Raw genomic sequence first — 17,153 nt, 5'->3', positions numbered from 1 at the left:
CCCTGCCGAAATGGTTAGGGCCTCCGATCCCGAAATGGGAGGTAGTTCAATGCCTGGACCTGCTCCGAAGCACCCGTCTGTGCGTGCTCGCCGCAACAACCCGAAGAAGGACTTCCGGTCTCTGCCGTCTGAGGGGCGTGAGGGCGCTACGCCTGAGTGGCCTCTGCTTCCGGATGTGAATGCGTCGGCGATGCTCGAGGTTGCTCGCGATCGTGTCGCGTCACTCCAGGTGGAGTTGGAGGGTGAGGACGATGGTCGCGCGAAGGGCCGGCTGCGGCGCGATCTGAACAAGAATGAACTGCTGGTGGCCCAGTTGCAGTTGCAGATTGAGCAGGCCACTGATGCAGAGAAGGCGTTGTGGGCGGATCTGTGGTCGACGCCTCAGGCGGTGATCTGGGAAGAGTCCATACGCATCGTGAGGTTGCGCAATATGTGCGGTGGAAGGTTCGTGCCGAGCAGGGCGACCTGAAGGCTGCTGCGGAGGCGCGGCAGTTGTCTGACCGTCTCGGGTTGAATCCGCTGGCGCTGATGCGTCTGCGGGCCGAGGTTGAGCATGTCGACGAGGTGGAGAACCGTGGCAAGCGCCGGCGGGAAACGTCGGTGCCGCAGCGGAAGAATCCTCCGAAGGATGATCCGCGCTCGAGTCTCTACGCCGTGTGACCCGTGCTGCTGGTCGTTCCGGGTCCAGACCCGGAACCCTGGCCAACCCTGGGGCCGCAGATATGCGATCTGATCGAGGATCGTGCGATCTATGGCCCGGGTTCGTTGCAGGGGGAGCCGTACGAGATTGACCCGGAGTTTCGGGCGTTCATCCATCGTGCTTTCGAGGTGTTCCCGAAAGGTCATCCTTGGGAGGGACGTCGTCGGTTCAAACGGGTTGGACTGTCAGTCCGCAAGGGGTTGGCGAAGACAGAGAAGCAGGCGCTCCTAGCGTTCTGTGAGCTTCATCCGGAGGGGCCGACCCGGTTTGACGGGTGGGATGCCTCGGGGAATCCGGTGGGTAGGCCGGTGAACTCGCCGTACATTCCGATGTTGGCGGTGTCGGTGGAGCAGGTTGAGGAACTTGCTTACGGCGCTTTGAAGTACATCGTCGAAGAAGGCCCTGATGCGGACCTGTTCGATTCGACGTTGGATCGGATTGTGCGGCTGAATGATCACGGTCGTGCTGACGGCAAAGCGGTCGCATTGTCGAACAACCCAGGGTCTCGTGACGGCGCTCGTACGACGATGAACTGTTTCGATGAGCCGCACCGGCTGTATTTGCCGCGGCAGTTGAAGGCGCACCAGACGATGGATGCGAACCTGCCGAAACGTCCGCTGGATGATCCGTGGTCGTTGTATGTGGGGACTGCCGGTCAACCCGGTCAGGGTTCGGTGGCTGAAGAGATTCACATCGAGGCCACGCAGATCGCTGAAGGCAAAATTCAGCGTCCGGACTTGTTCTATCTGTATCGCACGGATGACGATCCCGAACGGGATCTGTCGGATAAGGACGAGCGGATTCGGGCGATCGCTGAGGCGACCGGCCCGATCGGCGAGTTCGGTCCGGGCCAGTTCGACGAGATCGCTTCGAAGTGGGATCGCCCTGGCGCCGATGGGCCGTATCTCGAGCGGGTGTGGTTGAACCGGTGGAAACGTCAGGGCGACCAGGCGTTTGACATGAAGAAGATCAAACCGGGTTTGTGCCGCTCAGGGGAGCGCATCCCTAAGGGCGGGTTCATCACTCTCGGTTTCGATGGCGCCCGGTTCCGTGACGCTACCGCGTTGGTGGCGACGAGCATCGACACCGGGTTGCAGGAGTTGCTGGGGTTGTGGAACGCCCCGACGATGACGACCTAGAAGACGACGGTTGGGAAGTCAACGAAGCTGAGGTGACCGCCGCCGTCGAGGACGCCATGACCCGGTATGCGGTGTGGAAGATGTACGCCGACCCCCACACTGGACCGAAACGGTCGGCTCGTGGGCTGCGAAATGGCCTGACCGGGTGGAGGAGTGGTGGACCGCCCGAGTGAAGCCGATGGCGTACACGCTGCGCGAGTATCGGGAAGCCATCGACTCGGGGTCGATCACATTCGGTGGCGAACACAGCCACGAGGACTTTGTCAGGCACCTCGGAAACGCGGGCCGCAAGGAACTGAAGATCGTGGACGACGAGGGGAAACCCTTGGATGTCCTCCAGAAGCAAGATGGTCGGGCTGACCTCAAGTTTGATGCCGCGATGGCGTCGGTGCTGTCGTGGAAAGCCTGTCTGGACGCACGCAAGTCAGGGGCTCGACCGCCAAGGCCGGTCGGAATGCCACGTCGCATCTACTGAGAGGGGTGGTGCATGATTCCGGTGACGCCGGCCGAATGGCTCCCCGTCCTCACAGCCCGTTTGGATGCTGCGCAGCCGCGAATCAGTCTGCTGCGTCGCTACGTTGACGGCGACGCCCCGCTCCCTGAGATGGGTAAGAATGTGCGGGCGTCGTGGCAGCGTTTTCAGCGGCAGTCGCGCGTCAACCTGGCGACGAAGATCTCGTCATCCTTGGCGGAGCGGCTGATCCCCAACGGTATTGATGTTGGCTCCAACACCGACAGTGATGTGGTGGCTGCGGCGCAAAGGATCTGGCGCGATAACCGCATCAAAGGTGTGGTCGCTAAGGAAGCCACCCATCACATGCTGAATTACGCCACCAGCTACATGACTGCATGGGTCGGGGACAATGGGCACGCCGTCATCACGGCGGACTCACCGGAAATGATGTACGCGGCGACTGACCCGTTGCAGCCGTGGAAGGCGCGCGCCGCGATCCGTTGGTGGCGTGACTCGGATGCGGAAACAGACTTTGCGATCGTGTGGTGTCAGATCGGCTGGCAGCTGTTCAGCCGTTCGGTGTGGGTAAACCCTGCCGAGGTGGTGGAGCGGCGCATCCGCAACAACCGTGCCAGTTCGGATCAGTGGGATGCGGCGACAGAGTTCGTCATCACCGGCGAGGGGCCGCCGGTGGTGGTGTTGAACAACCCGCTCGGAATGGGTGAGTTCGAACCCCATCTCGACACCATCACCCGCATCAACGCGGGAATCCTCGAGCGTCGTGTGACATCAGCGATGCAGGCGTGGCGTCAGCGCGCCCTCACGGGAGGTCTGCCACAGAAGGACGCCGAAGGCAACGACATCGATTGGGCGTCGGTGTTCGAGCCGGCGCCTGGTGCGTTGTGGGACATCCCTGCTGGTATCGAGTTGTGGGAGTCCGATGCCACCGATATTAGGCCTCTTCTGGAGGGTGTGAAGGATGACTTGCGGGAGCTGTCGGAGATGTCGGCCACCCCGTTCCCCGCGCTGCTTCCGGGTTCTCAGAATCAGTCGGCTACCGGCTCTGCTGCGATGAAGGAAGCGTTGATCCTGAAGGCGCGTGACCGACTTGACGTGGTTGATACGGGCTTGTCGGCGATCATCTCGAAAGCTTTGCGTATCGAGGGGTTTGAGACCGAGGAGACGATCTCCTTGTCGTGGGAACCGCCGGATCACGTGTCGCTGTCGGAGAAGTATGACGCCGCGGTGAAGGCGAAGGGTGCGGGGGAGTCATGGAAGTCGATTGCCCGCAACATTCTTGGCTACTCGCCGGAGCAGATCGAGCAGGATGCCTTAGATCTGGCTGACGAGCAGCTGATGAGTTTCGTGGACAACGCGAATGCCCGAGTCTGATCGCCTTCTGATCGGCTACCAACAGGCCGTTGCGGACGTCCGCGCGCGGGTGATGAACTACGCCAACGCAATCTGGGGTGGGCTTCCCGCGTTCCGTGATGCTCAGGCAGAGAGGCTGATTGCCCGACTGGTGCCGATGGTGACGGCGGGACAACTTCAAGTCGCGAATCTGACGTCCAGTTATATTGCCCGTGCTGTATCAGGTGGAGTTCCGCTTCCAGTGGATCGAGACGGGGTTACCCGTGGCCGTGGGGTGGACCCCGAACTGTTGTACCGGAGGCCTTTTGAGCAGGTATGGGCCGACCTTTCCGAATCCGCACCGCTGGATGCGGCAGTCGCGGCCGGGGCCACACGGTTGATGCATCTGGTGGCGACGGACATGCAGATGGCGAAGGTACGGCAGGCCGACGCGTCCCTCCAGGCTGCTGGAGTCAAGGCGTACCGGCGGGTGCTGAACGGCCCCAAGAACTGTGCTCTCTGTGTCATCGCCTCTACTCAGCGCTATCACGTTGGTGACCTGTCGCCCATACACCCTGGATGTGACTGTTCGGTCGCTCCCGTGAAGTCGGATTGGAACGGCGACCGGGTGATCGATCCGGATCTACTCGAGGACACACACAAGCAGGTGCGGGAACTTACCGGCGCCGACAATCGCGCCGCCCACGACTACCAGAAACTTCTCCTGGTCCGCGACCACGGAGAGATCGGCCCCGTCCTCACATGGCGGGACCAGAACTTCAAAGCCGCCTAGAGCTTCCCTCGCACACCAGTGCGGGGATTTTGAGCGCCGCAACGGCGCACCATCCGACGAAACGTCAGGAGCAACATGCCCGAGGAAACTGCTGCCGCCGAAACGGTTGACCAGCAAGACGACCCGACCGCCGAGGTTGAGACCACCGACAGTGAGCCCACGCTCAGTGTGGAGGATCTCATCGCTGAACGCGACAAGTGGAAGTCGCTGTCTCGCGAGAACGAGAAGGGCCGGAAGGCGAACGCCGACAAGGCCCGCAAGTACGACGAACTGCTGGCGCAGAAGGAACGCGACGAGCAGACCTGGCAGGAGCGGGCCGAAAAGGCCGAAGCTGCCCTCGCTGCAAACACGAAGCAGCGGGAACGCGACAACCTCGCCAAGAAGATCGTGGAAGGCACCGATGTGCCCGCGGATCTACTCGTCGGTGACACCGAGGAGGAGATGCGCGCCCATCTCGACCGCCTGCAATCGTTCCGCGGACCCAAGCAGACCGTACCGCCCGCTGCCCCGGCATCGGTGGTTGCCAATGCCGATGCGGCGCCGGCGAACAAGGTGCAGCAGCTCACTCAGGCAGACCTGAAGAACATGTCCCCAGCCCAGATTCGCGACGCTGACGCCAAAGGCCAGCTCGACGAACTCAAGGGCATCCGAAAGTAAGGAGCCATCATGGCCATCACCCATTTCATTCCCGAACTGTGGGCGGCGAACATCACCCAGGCGTGGGACGCCGAGAAGGTGTTCGCCGCTCTGCTCGACCGCCAGTACGAAGGCGTCGCGACAAAGGGCAACACCGTCCACATCCCCGGTGTCGTCGCACCCGCGATCAAGGACTACAAGGCCAACAACCGCACCACGTCGGCTGACGCCATCACCGACACCGGCGTCGACCTCCTGATCGACCAGGAGAAGAACTTCGACTTCAAGGTCGACGACATCGACGCCGCCCAGTCTGCGGGCAGCCTGGCCCCGTACACCGACGCCGCCGGAAAGGCGCTCGTCGATGACGCGGACAAGTTCATCGCCACCATGCTCGCCGCCGGAGCCACCAACCTGTCGGGCTCCGCTCCGGACACCGGGAACAAGGCATTCGACCTCGTCAAGGCTGCTCGTGTGGCCCTGAACAAGAAGAACGCCCCCGCCTCCGGCCGAGTTCTCGTGTGCAACGCCGACTTCGAAGGTCTGCTCCTCGGCGCGGATTCGAAGCTCACCAGCTTCGATGTGTCCGGCGACAACAACGGCCTCCGCAACGGCACCATCGGCTCCCTCCTCGGGTTCCGTGTGCTGTCGTCGAACAACCTGCCCAACAACTCCACCCCCGGCTTCGTGGCGTTCCACCCGGAGGCCGCGGCCTACGTGTCGCAGCTCGATAAGGTGGAGGCCCTGCGCGCCGACAACAGCTTCGCCGACCGGCTGCGCGGCCTGCACGTGTACGGCGGCAAGGTTGTCCGTCCGGACGGCGTCGTCAAGTTCGGAATGACTTCGGGTAGCTGATCCAGGTGTCTCTTCCTCCCCTTGCTGTTCGTGACGACGTGATCGCCGTGGCGCAAAGGGACCTGACCGAACCTGAGCACGCGTCGGTGTATCAACTGTTGGATGCGGCATCGGACCAGTTCCGTGCCGCATCCCAACAGCAGTTCACCCCCGGCGAGTCGACGGTGCGGTTGAAGGTGAATGGTGGGCGGGTCCGTCTGGACCAGTTGCCAGTCACAGGGGTGACGTCTGTGACCGATGACGCGGGAAACTCTGTGGACTACACCCGAAATGGGATGTGGTTGACCGTCGGATGTGATTCTTCACGGTTCCTCACTGTCACATACTCGCATGGCGGAGAAGTGCCGCCGCGTGTGAAGAATGCGGTCGCCGAAATGGTGATCCGCGCTCTTGTGACGCCGGAGGAAGTGATGGCCGGAGCCCGGTCGCTGACCGACTCCGCAGGTCCGATCTCGCAGACCACTGCATGGTCGGTCCGAGCGCCGAACTCGGGTTTGCAGATGTCCGAGTCGGACCTGAAGTTGGCGGCATCGTTTCGCTGGCAGGGAGGGCAAGTCATTGTCCAGGCACCGTAGGGGAATACCCGCCGTCTTCGACGTAGAACACCTGCCGTTCAACGGAACCGGCGCCGACGACTACGGCAACGATGTCGAGTCCTGGGGCGAACCGGACCCGCGGAAGTTCGTGACGTTCATCGACCCACAAAGCGATGAACTAGATCTCCCGGGGCACATCCGGGACTCCGTTGACGTGGGAATCATCGTCCTCCCCGATTTCGGTCCGGTGTCACCACGTGACAGGGAAGTCATCGACGGAACTGTCTATGACGTTGTCGGCCAACCCAAGGACTACACCAGGATTCCGTCTCTCACGGGCGGCGGTTGCTACGTCGTAACTCTGAAGGTGGTGAAGTCGTCGTGAGAATCGAGTGGAATCAGAAGGCGTTCAAGGACGTCCGATACGGTCGGACGTCCGACATCATCAGCGAGCTCGAGGGTCATGCTGAGCGCATTGCTGACGATGCGAGCGCTATGGGCGAGGGCACGTACGCGGTGGGTTCACGGGCAGGCATGGCACGTCCCCAGGGCCGTTGGCGTGCCTCTGTCGTCACCGCCGACTACAAGGCGCAACGCGACAATGCCCGCAACAACACGATCCTCAGGGCTCTCGGATAACTGATGTCGACACCCACGCTGGCGGCGCTCTCCATCTGCCGAGCGGCGCTGCCTGGAGTGAAGTTCTCCACGACCGTCTCAGAAGACCCTGCCCGATTCGGGAGGGTTTCTCGTATCGGCGGCCCACGGGATCGCTCACTGGATCGCGCTCGCATCCTTGTCGAACTGTACGGCTCAACCCCCAAGGGCAGCCCGGACACGGCGTGGACTGAGCAATCGATCGGAACCATCGCGGACGGATTCCAGGCTGCATCCTCGGGCGGCCCATGGGCAGGCCTGTGGGTAACCGACTGGGTCATGAACAGCCTGGCCGACTATCCCAACCCGGACTATGAAAAGCATTCCCGGTTCCAGTTCACCGGGACACTCTTCGTGCTCCGAACCTAAAGTCTCCTAACTGAATAACCCTTTCGCGGCTCCTGGTCACCTCGCCTGAAAGGGGCAAAACAATGGCAGTCGAACACTCTTACGTGGCGCAGTCGCTCGACGGCGGCGTCTACTGGCGGGCACCTCTGGGTACCACGCTTCCCACCGCTCCGGTCGAGTCGCCGGAAGACCTGAACGCCGCGTTCGAGGACCACGGAACCGCGGCGGTCGACGGCCTGTCGGTCGGCATCACCCGCACCTCGAACACCGTCAAGGACTTCGACGGTGGCGACTACGTCGATGTGCAGACCGAGTACGGCACCAGCTTCAAGATCAAGCTGCTCGACGTCGACCTGCCGTCGGTGAAGCGGACCGTCGCAGGTGACGACAACGTCACCCTCATCCCCGCTGCCGGCGGCAAGGGGCAGCGCTACCACGTCCGCCACAACTCGTCGCAGCTTCCGCTGTCGGCCCACGTGTTCGCCACGAAGTGCGGCAAGAAGTTCAAGACGTACGTCGTGGAGAAGGGCCGCGTCTCGGAGATCGCGGAGTGGAAGGACGAGTCGCAGGACGCGTCGGGCGTGGAGTTGACGATCCGAGCGTTCCGCAACTCCAACGGCGACTACGTCGACGAGTTCGGCGACGTGGACGGCATCGCCGCCACTTCGGGTAGCTGACCCGTCTTGCCCGGGGAGGTATCTAGCCTCCCCGGGCACACAATCTCGGCCTGGCGAAGGGGTGTCATGTTGTCCCTGACCAGGAGCCGCGTCCTTTTGCCAGGCCGGGGCTGCTCCTGGTTGAAGTTCTATCCCAATGTTGAAAGGTTCCTGGTCAAACCATGTCTGTTCCCGAAGGCTACGCAGTAGCCCCCTCGTCCGACGATCACCTGTTGAAGTTCGCCGTCCCCATCCCCGGGCGCGATCCGGTACTGGTGTCGATGCCGCCGCGCAAGTGGATGGACCCCGCGAGATCAAGAAGTACCAGGACTGGATCACCCCGTTCGGGGAAGCGGATGTGAAGATCGCCGAATGGGCGAACAGCCTCAACAGCGCGGAGAAGACGCTGCCGCGCCCGGTCGACGCAGAGGAAACCCTGAAGGGTTTCGAGGAGAAGGAAGTCTCCTCTCCGAGTGTCTCGAGCGCTCGTTCGCCCATGTCGGCGATCTTCACATCCGCTTCCCCGAACGTAGGTGCCCGAGGTGACCTCGCAGGTCTCTGCGTCGACGTGCTCTTGCATCTTCTCGCGCGGGGTGTTCGCCATCGCGACTCCTGCGCGGCGGGGCCATCCGGACGACCGGCAGTCACCGCGCGGCGGATCGCGCCCGGGGATGGGGACGGCGAACTTCAACAGGTGATCGTCGGACGAGGGGGCTACTGCGTAGCCTTCGGGAACAGACATGGTTTGACCAGGAACCTTTCAACATTGGGATAGAACTTCAACCAGGAGCAGCCCCGGCCTGGCAAAAGGACGCGGCTCCTGGTCAGGGACAACATGACACCCCTTCGCCAGGCCGAGATTGTGTGCCCGGGGAGGCTAGATACCTCCCCGGGCAAGACGGGTCAGCTACCCGAAGTGGCGGCGATGCCGTCCACGTCGCCGAACTCGTCGACGTAGTCGCCGTTGGAGTTGCGGAACGCTCGGATCGTCAACTCCACGCCCGACGCGTCCTGCGACTCGTCCTTCCACTCCGCGATCTCCGAGACGCGGCCCTTCTCCACGACGTACGTCTTGAACTTCTTGCCGCACTTCGTGGCGAACACGTGGGCCGACAGCGGAAGCTGCGACGAGTTGTGGCGGACGTGGTAGCGCTGCCCCTTGCCGCCGGCAGCGGGGATGAGGGTGACGTTGTCGTCACCTGCGACGGTCCGCTTCACCGACGGCAGGTCGACGTCGAGCAGCTTGATCTTGAAGCTGGTGCCGTACTCGGTCTGCACATCGACGTAGTCGCCACCGTCGAAGTCCTTGACGGTGTTCGAGGTGCGGGTGATGCCGACCGACAGGCCGTCGACCGCCGCGGTTCCGTGGTCCTCGAACGCGGCGTTCAGGTCTTCCGGCGACTCGACCGGAGCGGTGGGAAGCGTGGTACCCAGAGGTGCCCGCCAGTAGACGCCGCCGTCGAGCGACTGCGCCACGTAAGAGTGTTCGACTGCCATTGTTTTGCCCCTTTCAGGCGAGGTGACCAGGAGCCGCGAAAGGGTTATTCAGTTAGGAGACTTTAGGTTCGGAGCACGAAGAGTGTCCCGGTGAACTGGAACCGGGAATGCTTTTCATAGTCCGGGTTGGGATAGTCGGCCAGGCTGTTCATGACCCAGTCGGTTACCCACAGGCCTGCCCATGGGCCGCCCGAGGATGCAGCCTGGAATCCGTCCGCGATGGTTCCGATCGATTGCTCAGTCCACGCCGTGTCCGGGCTGCCCTTGGGGGTTGAGCCGTACAGTTCGACAAGGATGCGAGCGCGATCCAGTGAGCGATCCCGTGGGCCGCCGATACGAGAAACCCTCCCGAATCGGGCAGGGTCTTCTGAGACGGTCGTGGAGAACTTCACTCCAGGCAGCGCCGCTCGGCAGATGGAGAGCGCCGCCAGCGTGGGTGTCGACATCAGTTATCCGAGAGCCCTGAGGATCGTGTTGTTGCGGGCATTGTCGCGTTGCGCCTTGTAGTCGGCGGTGACGACAGAGGCACGCCAACGGCCCTGGGGACGTGCCATGCCTGCCCGTGAACCCACCGCGTACGTGCCCTCGCCCATAGCGCTCGCATCGTCAGCAATGCGCTCAGCATGACCCTCGAGCTCGCTGATGATGTCGGACGTCCGACCGTATCGGACGTCCTTGAACGCCTTCTGATTCCACTCGATTCTCACGACGACTTCACCACCTTCAGAGTTACGACGTAGCAACCGCCGCCCGTGAGAGACGGAATCCTGGTGTAGTCCTTGGGTTGGCCGACAACGTCATAGACAGTTCCGTCGATGACTTCCCTGTCACGTGGTGACACCGGACCGAAATCGGGGAGGACGATGATTCCCACGTCAACGGAGTCCCGGATGTGCCCCGGGAGATCTAGTTCATCGCTTTGTGGGTCGATGAACGTCACGAACTTCCGCGGGTCCGGTTCGCCCCAGGACTCGACATCGTTGCCGTAGTCGTCGGCGCCGGTTCCGTTGAACGGCAGGTGTTCTACGTCGAAGACGGCGGGTATTCCCCTACGGTGCCTGGACAATGACTTGCCCTCCCTGCCAGCGAAACGATGCCGCCAACTTCAGGTCCGACTCGGACATCTGCAAACCCGAGTTCGGCGCTCGGACCGACCATGCAGTGGTCTGCGAGATCGGACCTGCGGAGTCGGTCAGCGACCGGGCTCCGGCCATCACTTCCTCCGGCGTCACAAGAGCGCGGATCACCATTTCGGCGACCGCATTCTTCACACGCGGCGGCACTTCTCCGCCATGCGAGTATGTGACAGTGAGGAACCGTGAAGAATCACATCCGACGGTCAACCACATCCCATTTCGGGTGTAGTCCACAGAGTTTCCCGCGTCATCGGTCACAGACGTCACCCCTGTGACTGGCAACTGGTCCAGACGGACCCGCCCACCATTCACCTTCAACCGCACCGTCGACTCGCCGGGGGTGAACTGCTGTTGGGATGCGGCACGGAACTGGTCCGATGCCGCATCCAACAGTTGATACACCGACGCGTGCTCAGGTTCGGTCAGGTCCCTTTGCGCCACGGCGATCACGTCGTCACGAACAGCAAGGGAGGAAGAGACACCTGGATCAGCTACCCGAAGTCATTCCGAACTTGACGACGCCGTCCGGACGGACAACCTTGCCGCCGTACACGTGCAGGCCGCGCAGCCGGTCGGCGAAGCTGTTGTCGGCGCGCAGGGCCTCCACCTTATCGAGCTGCGACACGTAGGCCGCGGCCTCCGGGTGGAACGCCACGAAGCCGGGGGTGGAGTTGTTGGGCAGGTTGTTCGACGACAGCACACGGAACCCGAGGAGGGAGCCGATGGTGCCGTTGCGGAGGCCGTTGTTGTCGCCGGACACATCGAAGCTGGTGAGCTTCGAATCCGCGCCGAGGAGCAGACCTTCGAAGTCGGCGTTGCACACGAGAACTCGGCCGGAGGCGGGGGCGTTCTTCTTGTTCAGGGCCACACGAGCAGCCTTGACGAGGTCGAATGCCTTGTTCCCGGTGTCCGGAGCGGAGCCCGACAGGTTGGTGGCTCCGGCGGCGAGCATGGTGGCGATGAACTTGTCCGCGTCATCGACGAGCGCCTTTCCGGCGGCGTCGGTGTACGGGGCCAGGCTGCCCGCAGACTGGGCGGCGTCGATGTCGTCGACCTTGAAGTCGAAGTTCTTCTCCTGGTCGATCAGGAGGTCGACGCCGGTGTCGGTGATGGCGTCAGCCGACGTGGTGCGGTTGTTGGCCTTGTAGTCCTTGATCGCGGGTGCGACGACACCGGGGATGTGGACGGTGTTGCCCTTTGTCGCGACGCCTTCGTACTGGCGGTCGAGCAGAGCGGCGAACACCTTCTCGGCGTCCCACGCCTGGGTGATGTTCGCCGCCCACAGTTCGGGAATGAAATGGGTGATGGCCATGATGGCTCCTTACTTTCGGATGCCCTTGAGTTCGTCGAGCTGGCCTTTGGCGTCAGCGTCGCGAATCTGGGCTGGGGACATGTTCTTCAGGTCTGCCTGAGTGAGCTGCTGCACCTTGTTCGCCGGCGCCGCATCGGCATTGGCAACCACCGATGCCGGGGCAGCGGGCGGTACGGTCTGCTTGGGTCCGCGGAACGATTGCAGGCGGTCGAGATGGGCGCGCATCTCCTCCTCGGTGTCACCGACGAGTAGATCCGCGGGCACATCGGTGCCTTCCACGATCTTCTTGGCGAGGTTGTCGCGTTCCCGCTGCTTCGTGTTTGCAGCGAGGGCAGCTTCGGCCTTTTCGGCCCGCTCCTGCCAGGTCTGCTCGTCGCGTTCCTTCTGCGCCAGCAGTTCGTCGTACTTGCGGGCCTTGTCGGCGTTCGCCTTCCGGCCCTTCTCGTTCTCGCGAGACAGCGACTTCCACTTGTCGCGTTCAGCGATGAGATCCTCCACACTGAGCGTGGGCTCACTGTCGGTGGTCTCAACCTCGGCGGTCGGTCGTCTTGCTGGTCAACCGTTTCGGCGGCAGCAGTTTCCTCGGGCATGTTGCTCCTGACGTTTCGTCGGATGGTGCGCCGTTGCGGCGCTCAAAATCCCCGCACTGGTGTGCGAGGGAAGCTCTAGGCGGCTTTGAAGTTCTGGTCCCGCCATGTGAGGACGGGGCCGATCTCTCCGTGGTCGCGGACCAGGAGAAGTTTCTGGTAGTCGTGGGCGGCGCGATTGTCGGCGCCGGTAAGTTCCCGCACCTGCTTGTGTGTGTCCTCGAGTAGATCCGGATCGATCACCCGGTCGCCGTTCCAATCCGACTTCACGGGAGCGACCGAACAGTCACATCCAGGGTGTATGGGCGACAGGTCACCAACGTGATAGCGCTGAGTAGAGGCGATGACACAGAGAGCACAGTTCTTGGGGCCGTTCAGCACCCGCCGGTACGCCTTGACTCCAGCAGCCTGGAGGGACGCGTCGGCCTGCCGTACCTTCGCCATCTGCATGTCCGTCGCCACCAGATGCATCAACCGTGTGGCCCCGGCCGCGACTGCCGCATCCAGCGGTGCGGATTCGGAAAGGTCGGCCCATACCTGCTCAAAAGGCCTCCGGTACAACAGTTCGGGGTCCACCCCACGGCCACGGGTAACCCCGTCTCGATCCACTGGAAGCGGAACTCCACCTGATACAGCACGGGCAATATAACTGGACGTCAGATTCGCGACTTGAAGTTGTCCCGCCGTCACCATCGGCACCAGTCGGGCAATCAGCCTCTCTGCCTGAGCATCACGGAACGCGGGAAGCCCACCCCAGATTGCGTTGGCGTAGTTCATCACCCGCGCGCGGACGTCCGCAACGGCCTGTTGGTAGCCGATCAGAAGGCGATCAGACTCGGGCATTCGCGTTGTCCACGAAACTCATCAGCTGCTCGTCAGCCAGATCTAAGGCATCCTGCTCGATCTGCTCCGGCGAGTAGCCAAGAATGTTGCGGGCAATCGACTTCCATGACTCCCCCGCACCCTTCGCCTTCACCGCGGCGTCATACTTCTCCGACAGCGACACGTGATCCGGCGGTTCCCACGACAAGGAGATCGTCTCCTCGGTCTCAAACCCCTCGATACGCAAAGCTTTCGAGATGATCGCCGACAAGCCCGTATCAACCACGTCAAGTCGGTCACGCGCCTTCAGGATCAACGCTTCCTTCATCGCAGCAGAGCCGGTAGCCGACTGATTCTGAGAACCCGGAAGCAGCGCGGGGAACGGGGTGGCCGACATCTCCGACAGCTCCCGCAAGTCATCCTTCACACCCTCCAGAAGAGGCCTAATATCGGTGGCATCGGACTCCCACAACTCGATACCAGCAGGGATGTCCCACAACGCACCAGGCGCCGGCTCGAACACCGACGCCCAATCGATGTCGTTGCCTTCGGCGTCCTTCTGTGGCAGACCTCCCGTGAGGGCGCGCTGACGCCACGCCTGCATCGCTGATGTCACACGACGCTCGAGGATTCCCGCGTTGATGCGGGTGATGGTGTCGAGATGGGGTTCGAACTCACCCATTCCGAGCGGGTTGTTCAACACCACCACCGGCGGCCCCTCGCCGGTGATGACGAACTCTGTCGCCGCATCCCACTGATCCGAACTGGCACGGTTGTTGCGGATGCGCCGCTCCACCACCTCGCAGGGTTTACCCACACCGAACGGCTGAACAGCTGCCAGCCGATCTGACACCACACGATCGCAAAGTCTGTTTCCGCATCCGAGTCACGCCACCAACGGATCGCGGCGCGCGCCTTCCACGGCTGCAACGGGTCAGTCGCCGCGTACATCATTTCCGGTGAGTCCGCCGTGATGACGGCGTGCCCATTGTCCCCGACCCATGCAGTCATGTAGCTGGTGGCGTAATTCAGCATGTGATGGGTGGCTTCCTTAGCGACCACACCTTTGATGCGGTTATCGCGCCAGATCCTTTGCGCCGCAGCCACCACATCACTGTCGGTGTTGGAGCCAACATCAATACCGTTGGGGATCAGCCGCTCCGCCAAGGATGACGAGATCTTCGTCGCCAGGTTGACGCGCGACTGCCGCTGAAAACGCTGCCACGACGCCCGCACATTCTTACCCATCTCAGGGAGCGGGGCGTCGCCGTCAACGTAGCGACGCAGCAGACTGATTCGCGGCTGCGCAGCATCCAAACGGGCTGTGAGGACGGGGAGCCATTCGGCCGGCGTCACCGGAATCATGCACCACCCCTCTCAGTAGATGCGACGTGGCATTCCGACCGGCCTTGGCGGTCGAGCCCCTGACTTGCGTGCGTCCAGACAGGCTTTCCACGACAGCACCGACGCCATCGCGGCATCAAACTTGAGGTCAGCCCGACCATCTTGCTTCTGGAGGACATCCAAGGGTTTCCCCTCGTCGTCCACGATCTTCAGTTCCTTGCGGCCCGCGTTTCCGAGGTGCCTGACAAAGTCCTCGTGGCTGTGTTCGCCACCGAATGTGATCGACCCCGAGTCGATGGCTTCCCGATACTCGCGCAGCGTGTACGCCATCGGCTTCACTCGGGCGGTCCACCACTCCTCCACCCGGTCAGGCCATTTCGCAGCCCACGAGCCGACCGTTTCGGTCCAGTGTGGGGGGTCGGCGTACATCTTCCACACCGCATACCGGGTCATGGCGTCCTCGACGGCGGCGGTCACCTCAGCTTCGTTGACTTCCCAACCGTCGTCTTCTAGGTCGTCATCGTCGGGGCGTTCCCACAACCCCAGCAACTCCTGCAACCCGGTGTCGATGCTCGTCGCCACCAACGCGGTAGCGTCACGGAACCGGGCGCCATCGAAACCGAGAGTGATGAACCCGCCCTTAGGGATGCGCTCCCCTGAGCGGCACAAACCCGGTTTGATCTTCTTCATGTCAAACGCCTGGTCGCCCTGACGTTTCCACCGGTTCAACCACACCCGCTCGAGATACGGCCCATCGGCGCCAGGGCGATCCCACTTCGAAGCGATCTCGTCGAACTGGCCCGGACCGAACTCGCCGATCGGGCCGGTCGCCTCAGCGATCGCCCGAATCCGCTCGTCCTTATCCGACAGATCCCGTTCGGGATCGTCATCCGTGCGATACAGATAGAACAAGTCCGGACGCTGAATTTTGCCTTCAGCGATCTGCGTGGCCTCGATGTGAATCTCTTCAGCCACCGAACCCTGACCGGGTTGACCGGCAGTCCCCACATACAACGACCACGGATCATCCAGCGGACGTTTCGGCAGGTTCGCATCCATCGTCTGGTGCGCCTTCAACTGCCGCGGCAAATACAGCCGGTGCGGCTCATCGAAACAGTTCATCGTCGTACGAGCGCCGTCACGAGACCCTGGGTTGTTCGACAATGCGACCGCTTTGCCGTCAGCACGACCGTGATCATTCAGCCGCACAATCCGATCCAACGTCGAATCGAACAGGTCCGCATCAGGGCCTTCTTCGACGATGTACTTCAAAGCGCCGTAAGCAAGTTCCTCAACCTGCTCCACCGACACCGCCAACATCGGAATGTACGGCGAGTTCACCGGCCTACCCACCGGATTCCCGAGGCATCCCACCCGTCAAACCGGGTCGGCCCCTCCGGATGAAGCTCACAGAACGCTAGGAGCGCCTGCTTCTCTGTCTTCGCCAACCCCTTGCGGACTGACAGTCCAACCCGTTTGAACCGACGACGTCCCTCCCAAGGATGACCTTTCGGGAACACCTCGAAAGCACGATGGATGAACGCCCGAAACTCCGGGTCAATCTCGTACGGCTCCCCCTGCAACGAACCCGGGCCATAGATCGCACGATCCTCGATCAGATCGCATATCTGCGGCCCCAGGGTTGGCCAGGGTTCCGGGTCTGGACCCGGAACGACCAGCAGCACGGGTCACACGGCGTAGAGACTCGAGCGCGGATCATCCTTCGGAGGATTCTTCCGCTGCGGCACCGACGTTTCCCGCCGGCGCTTGCCACGGTTCTCCACCTCGTCGACATGCTCAACCTCGGCCCGCAGACGCATCAGCGCCAGCGGATTCAAACCCGAGACGGTCAGACAACTGCCGCGCCTCCGCAGCAGCCTTCAGGTCGCCCTGCTCGGCACGAACCTTCCACCGCACATATTGCGCAACCTCACGATGCGTATGGGACTCTTCCCAGATCACCGCCTGAGGCGTCGACCACAGATCCGCCACAACGCCTTCTCTGCATCAGTGGCCTGCTCAATCTGCAACTGCAACTGGGCCACCAGCAGTTCATTCTTGTTCAGATCGCGCCGCAGCCGGCCCTTCGCGCGACCATCGTCCTCACCTCCAACTCCACCTGGAGTGACGCGACACGATCGCGAGCAACCTCGAGCATCGCCGACGCATTCACATCCGGAAGCAGAGGCCACTCAGGCGTAGCGCCCTCACGCCCCTCAGACGCAGAGACCGGAAGTCCTTCTTCGGGTTGTTGCGGCGAGCACGCACAGACGGGTGCTTCGGAGCAGGTCCAGGCATTGAACTACCTCCCATTTCGGGATCGGAGGCCCT

General features: G+C 62.5%; 27 protein-coding genes. 14 read left to right on the top strand and 13 right to left on the bottom strand.

Going from position 1 to position 17,153, the window contains the following annotated elements; all coding sequences use genetic code 11:
- Positions 1-49: 49 nt before the first annotated feature.
- The 14 genes from BLU62_RS03085 to BLU62_RS03035 all read left to right on the top strand — a co-directional run bounded on the left by BLU62_RS03085 (position 50) and on the right by BLU62_RS03035 (position 8,145).
- On the top strand, positions 50-469 hold the full coding sequence (locus BLU62_RS03085; protein WP_139179967.1) for a hypothetical protein: 420 nt from the start codon (positions 50-52) through the stop codon (positions 467-469).
- A complete protein-coding gene (locus BLU62_RS03080; RefSeq protein WP_074848280.1) occupies positions 433-660 on the top strand; it encodes a hypothetical protein in 228 nt (75 codons plus the stop codon). The genes BLU62_RS03085 and BLU62_RS03080 overlap by 37 nt, the downstream gene beginning before the upstream one ends.
- Positions 661-900: 240 nt before the next feature.
- Complete coding sequence (locus tag BLU62_RS33570; RefSeq protein WP_244278045.1) at positions 901-1,839, top strand: hypothetical protein; 939 nt, start codon at positions 901-903, stop codon at positions 1,837-1,839.
- A complete protein-coding gene (locus tag BLU62_RS33565) occupies positions 1,812-2,012 on the top strand; it encodes a hypothetical protein (protein ID WP_244278044.1) in 201 nt (66 codons plus the stop codon). Before BLU62_RS33570 ends, BLU62_RS33565 begins: the two co-directional genes overlap by 28 nt.
- 5 nt (positions 2,013-2,017) lie before the next feature.
- Entirely contained in the window at positions 2,018-2,314 is a 297-nt protein-coding gene (locus BLU62_RS33560) for a hypothetical protein (RefSeq protein WP_139179984.1), read from the top strand.
- 12 nt (positions 2,315-2,326) lie between these two features.
- Positions 2,327-3,685, top strand: coding sequence for a phage portal protein (locus tag BLU62_RS03070; protein WP_074848175.1), 1,359 nt, complete (start codon positions 2,327-2,329; stop codon positions 3,683-3,685).
- Positions 3,672-4,436: a hypothetical protein gene (locus BLU62_RS03065; protein ID WP_074847889.1), complete on the top strand. Its 765-nt coding sequence runs from the start codon at positions 3,672-3,674 to the stop codon at positions 4,434-4,436. The genes BLU62_RS03070 and BLU62_RS03065 overlap by 14 nt, the downstream gene beginning before the upstream one ends.
- A gap of 75 nt (positions 4,437-4,511) precedes the next feature.
- Positions 4,512-5,093: a hypothetical protein gene (locus BLU62_RS03060; protein ID WP_074847885.1), complete on the top strand. Its 582-nt coding sequence runs from the start codon at positions 4,512-4,514 to the stop codon at positions 5,091-5,093.
- Positions 5,094-5,102: 9 nt separating this feature from the next.
- Positions 5,103-5,927 (top strand): phage major capsid protein, encoded by an 825-nt coding sequence (locus BLU62_RS03055; protein ID WP_074848177.1) that lies wholly within the window; start codon positions 5,103-5,105, stop codon positions 5,925-5,927.
- 5 nt (positions 5,928-5,932) lie between these two features.
- On the top strand, positions 5,933-6,502 hold the full coding sequence (locus tag BLU62_RS03050) for a hypothetical protein (protein ID WP_139179952.1): 570 nt from the start codon (positions 5,933-5,935) through the stop codon (positions 6,500-6,502).
- Complete coding sequence (locus tag BLU62_RS03045; protein ID WP_074848204.1) at positions 6,486-6,848, top strand: hypothetical protein; 363 nt, start codon at positions 6,486-6,488, stop codon at positions 6,846-6,848. Before BLU62_RS03050 ends, BLU62_RS03045 begins: the two co-directional genes overlap by 17 nt.
- Positions 6,845-7,102 carry a hypothetical protein gene (locus BLU62_RS03040; RefSeq protein ID WP_074847893.1) on the top strand — a complete coding sequence of 86 codons (258 nt, stop codon included), beginning with the start codon at positions 6,845-6,847 and terminating at the stop codon, positions 7,100-7,102. Before BLU62_RS03045 ends, BLU62_RS03040 begins: the two co-directional genes overlap by 4 nt.
- Positions 7,103-7,105: 3 nt before the next feature.
- Positions 7,106-7,489 carry a hypothetical protein gene (locus BLU62_RS32330; protein WP_139179903.1) on the top strand — a complete coding sequence of 128 codons (384 nt, stop codon included), beginning with the start codon at positions 7,106-7,108 and terminating at the stop codon, positions 7,487-7,489.
- Between the two features lie 62 nt (positions 7,490-7,551).
- Complete coding sequence (locus tag BLU62_RS03035) at positions 7,552-8,145, top strand: hypothetical protein (protein WP_139179902.1); 594 nt, start codon at positions 7,552-7,554, stop codon at positions 8,143-8,145.
- 205 nt (positions 8,146-8,350) lie between these two features.
- On the opposite strand, the gene BLU62_RS32325 is transcribed toward BLU62_RS03035, so the two are convergent.
- The 13 genes from BLU62_RS32325 to BLU62_RS34245 form a co-directional block, all read right to left on the bottom strand.
- Entirely contained in the window at positions 8,351-8,728 is a 378-nt protein-coding gene (locus BLU62_RS32325; RefSeq protein WP_139179966.1) for a hypothetical protein, read from the bottom strand.
- Positions 8,729-9,027: 299 nt separating this feature from the next.
- The gene (locus BLU62_RS03025) at positions 9,028-9,621 is read right to left on the bottom strand and encodes a hypothetical protein (RefSeq protein WP_139179902.1); all 594 of its coding nucleotides are present in this window, start codon (positions 9,619-9,621) and stop codon (positions 9,028-9,030) included.
- A gap of 62 nt (positions 9,622-9,683) precedes the next feature.
- Positions 9,684-10,067 carry a hypothetical protein gene (locus BLU62_RS32320; RefSeq protein ID WP_139179903.1) on the bottom strand — a complete coding sequence of 128 codons (384 nt, stop codon included), beginning with the start codon at positions 10,065-10,067 and terminating at the stop codon, positions 9,684-9,686.
- 3 nt (positions 10,068-10,070) lie between these two features.
- Positions 10,071-10,328, bottom strand: a complete 258-nt coding sequence (locus BLU62_RS03020) for a hypothetical protein (RefSeq protein ID WP_074847893.1) — start codon at positions 10,326-10,328, stop codon at positions 10,071-10,073.
- Positions 10,325-10,687 carry a hypothetical protein gene (locus tag BLU62_RS03015; protein WP_074848204.1) on the bottom strand — a complete coding sequence of 121 codons (363 nt, stop codon included), beginning with the start codon at positions 10,685-10,687 and terminating at the stop codon, positions 10,325-10,327. The genes BLU62_RS03020 and BLU62_RS03015 overlap by 4 nt, the downstream gene beginning before the upstream one ends.
- A complete protein-coding gene (locus BLU62_RS03010) occupies positions 10,671-11,198 on the bottom strand; it encodes a hypothetical protein (protein ID WP_159441528.1) in 528 nt (175 codons plus the stop codon). The genes BLU62_RS03015 and BLU62_RS03010 overlap by 17 nt, the downstream gene beginning before the upstream one ends.
- Positions 11,199-11,244: 46 nt before the next feature.
- Positions 11,245-12,069, bottom strand: a complete 825-nt coding sequence (locus BLU62_RS03005; protein WP_074848177.1) for a phage major capsid protein — start codon at positions 12,067-12,069, stop codon at positions 11,245-11,247.
- 9 nt (positions 12,070-12,078) lie between these two features.
- Positions 12,079-12,567: a hypothetical protein gene (locus BLU62_RS03000; protein ID WP_074848278.1), complete on the bottom strand. Its 489-nt coding sequence runs from the start codon at positions 12,565-12,567 to the stop codon at positions 12,079-12,081.
- A gap of 167 nt (positions 12,568-12,734) precedes the next feature.
- The gene (locus BLU62_RS02995) at positions 12,735-13,499 is read right to left on the bottom strand and encodes a hypothetical protein (protein WP_074847889.1); all 765 of its coding nucleotides are present in this window, start codon (positions 13,497-13,499) and stop codon (positions 12,735-12,737) included.
- Positions 13,486-14,274 carry a hypothetical protein gene (locus BLU62_RS33555; RefSeq protein WP_244278043.1) on the bottom strand — a complete coding sequence of 263 codons (789 nt, stop codon included), beginning with the start codon at positions 14,272-14,274 and terminating at the stop codon, positions 13,486-13,488. The genes BLU62_RS02995 and BLU62_RS33555 overlap by 14 nt, the downstream gene beginning before the upstream one ends.
- Positions 14,175-14,843: a phage portal protein gene (locus BLU62_RS33550; RefSeq protein WP_244278042.1), complete on the bottom strand. Its 669-nt coding sequence runs from the start codon at positions 14,841-14,843 to the stop codon at positions 14,175-14,177. The genes BLU62_RS33555 and BLU62_RS33550 overlap by 100 nt, the downstream gene beginning before the upstream one ends.
- Before the next feature lie 12 nt (positions 14,844-14,855).
- Positions 14,856-16,163 (bottom strand): large terminase, encoded by a 1,308-nt coding sequence (locus BLU62_RS02985; RefSeq protein ID WP_244278041.1) that lies wholly within the window; start codon positions 16,161-16,163, stop codon positions 14,856-14,858.
- A 347-nt stretch (positions 16,164-16,510) separates the two neighbouring features.
- On the bottom strand, positions 16,511-16,642 hold the full coding sequence (locus BLU62_RS34245) for a hypothetical protein (protein ID WP_280141510.1): 132 nt from the start codon (positions 16,640-16,642) through the stop codon (positions 16,511-16,513).
- Between the last annotated feature and the right edge of the window lie 511 nt (positions 16,643-17,153).

The sequence above is a fragment of the Gordonia westfalica genome (assembly GCF_900105725.1).
Taxonomy (GTDB): Bacteria; Actinomycetota; Actinomycetes; order Mycobacteriales; family Mycobacteriaceae; genus Gordonia; species Gordonia westfalica.
Note: the sequence above shows the minus strand (reverse complement) of the source record. Positions and strands in the feature narration are given on the sequence as shown.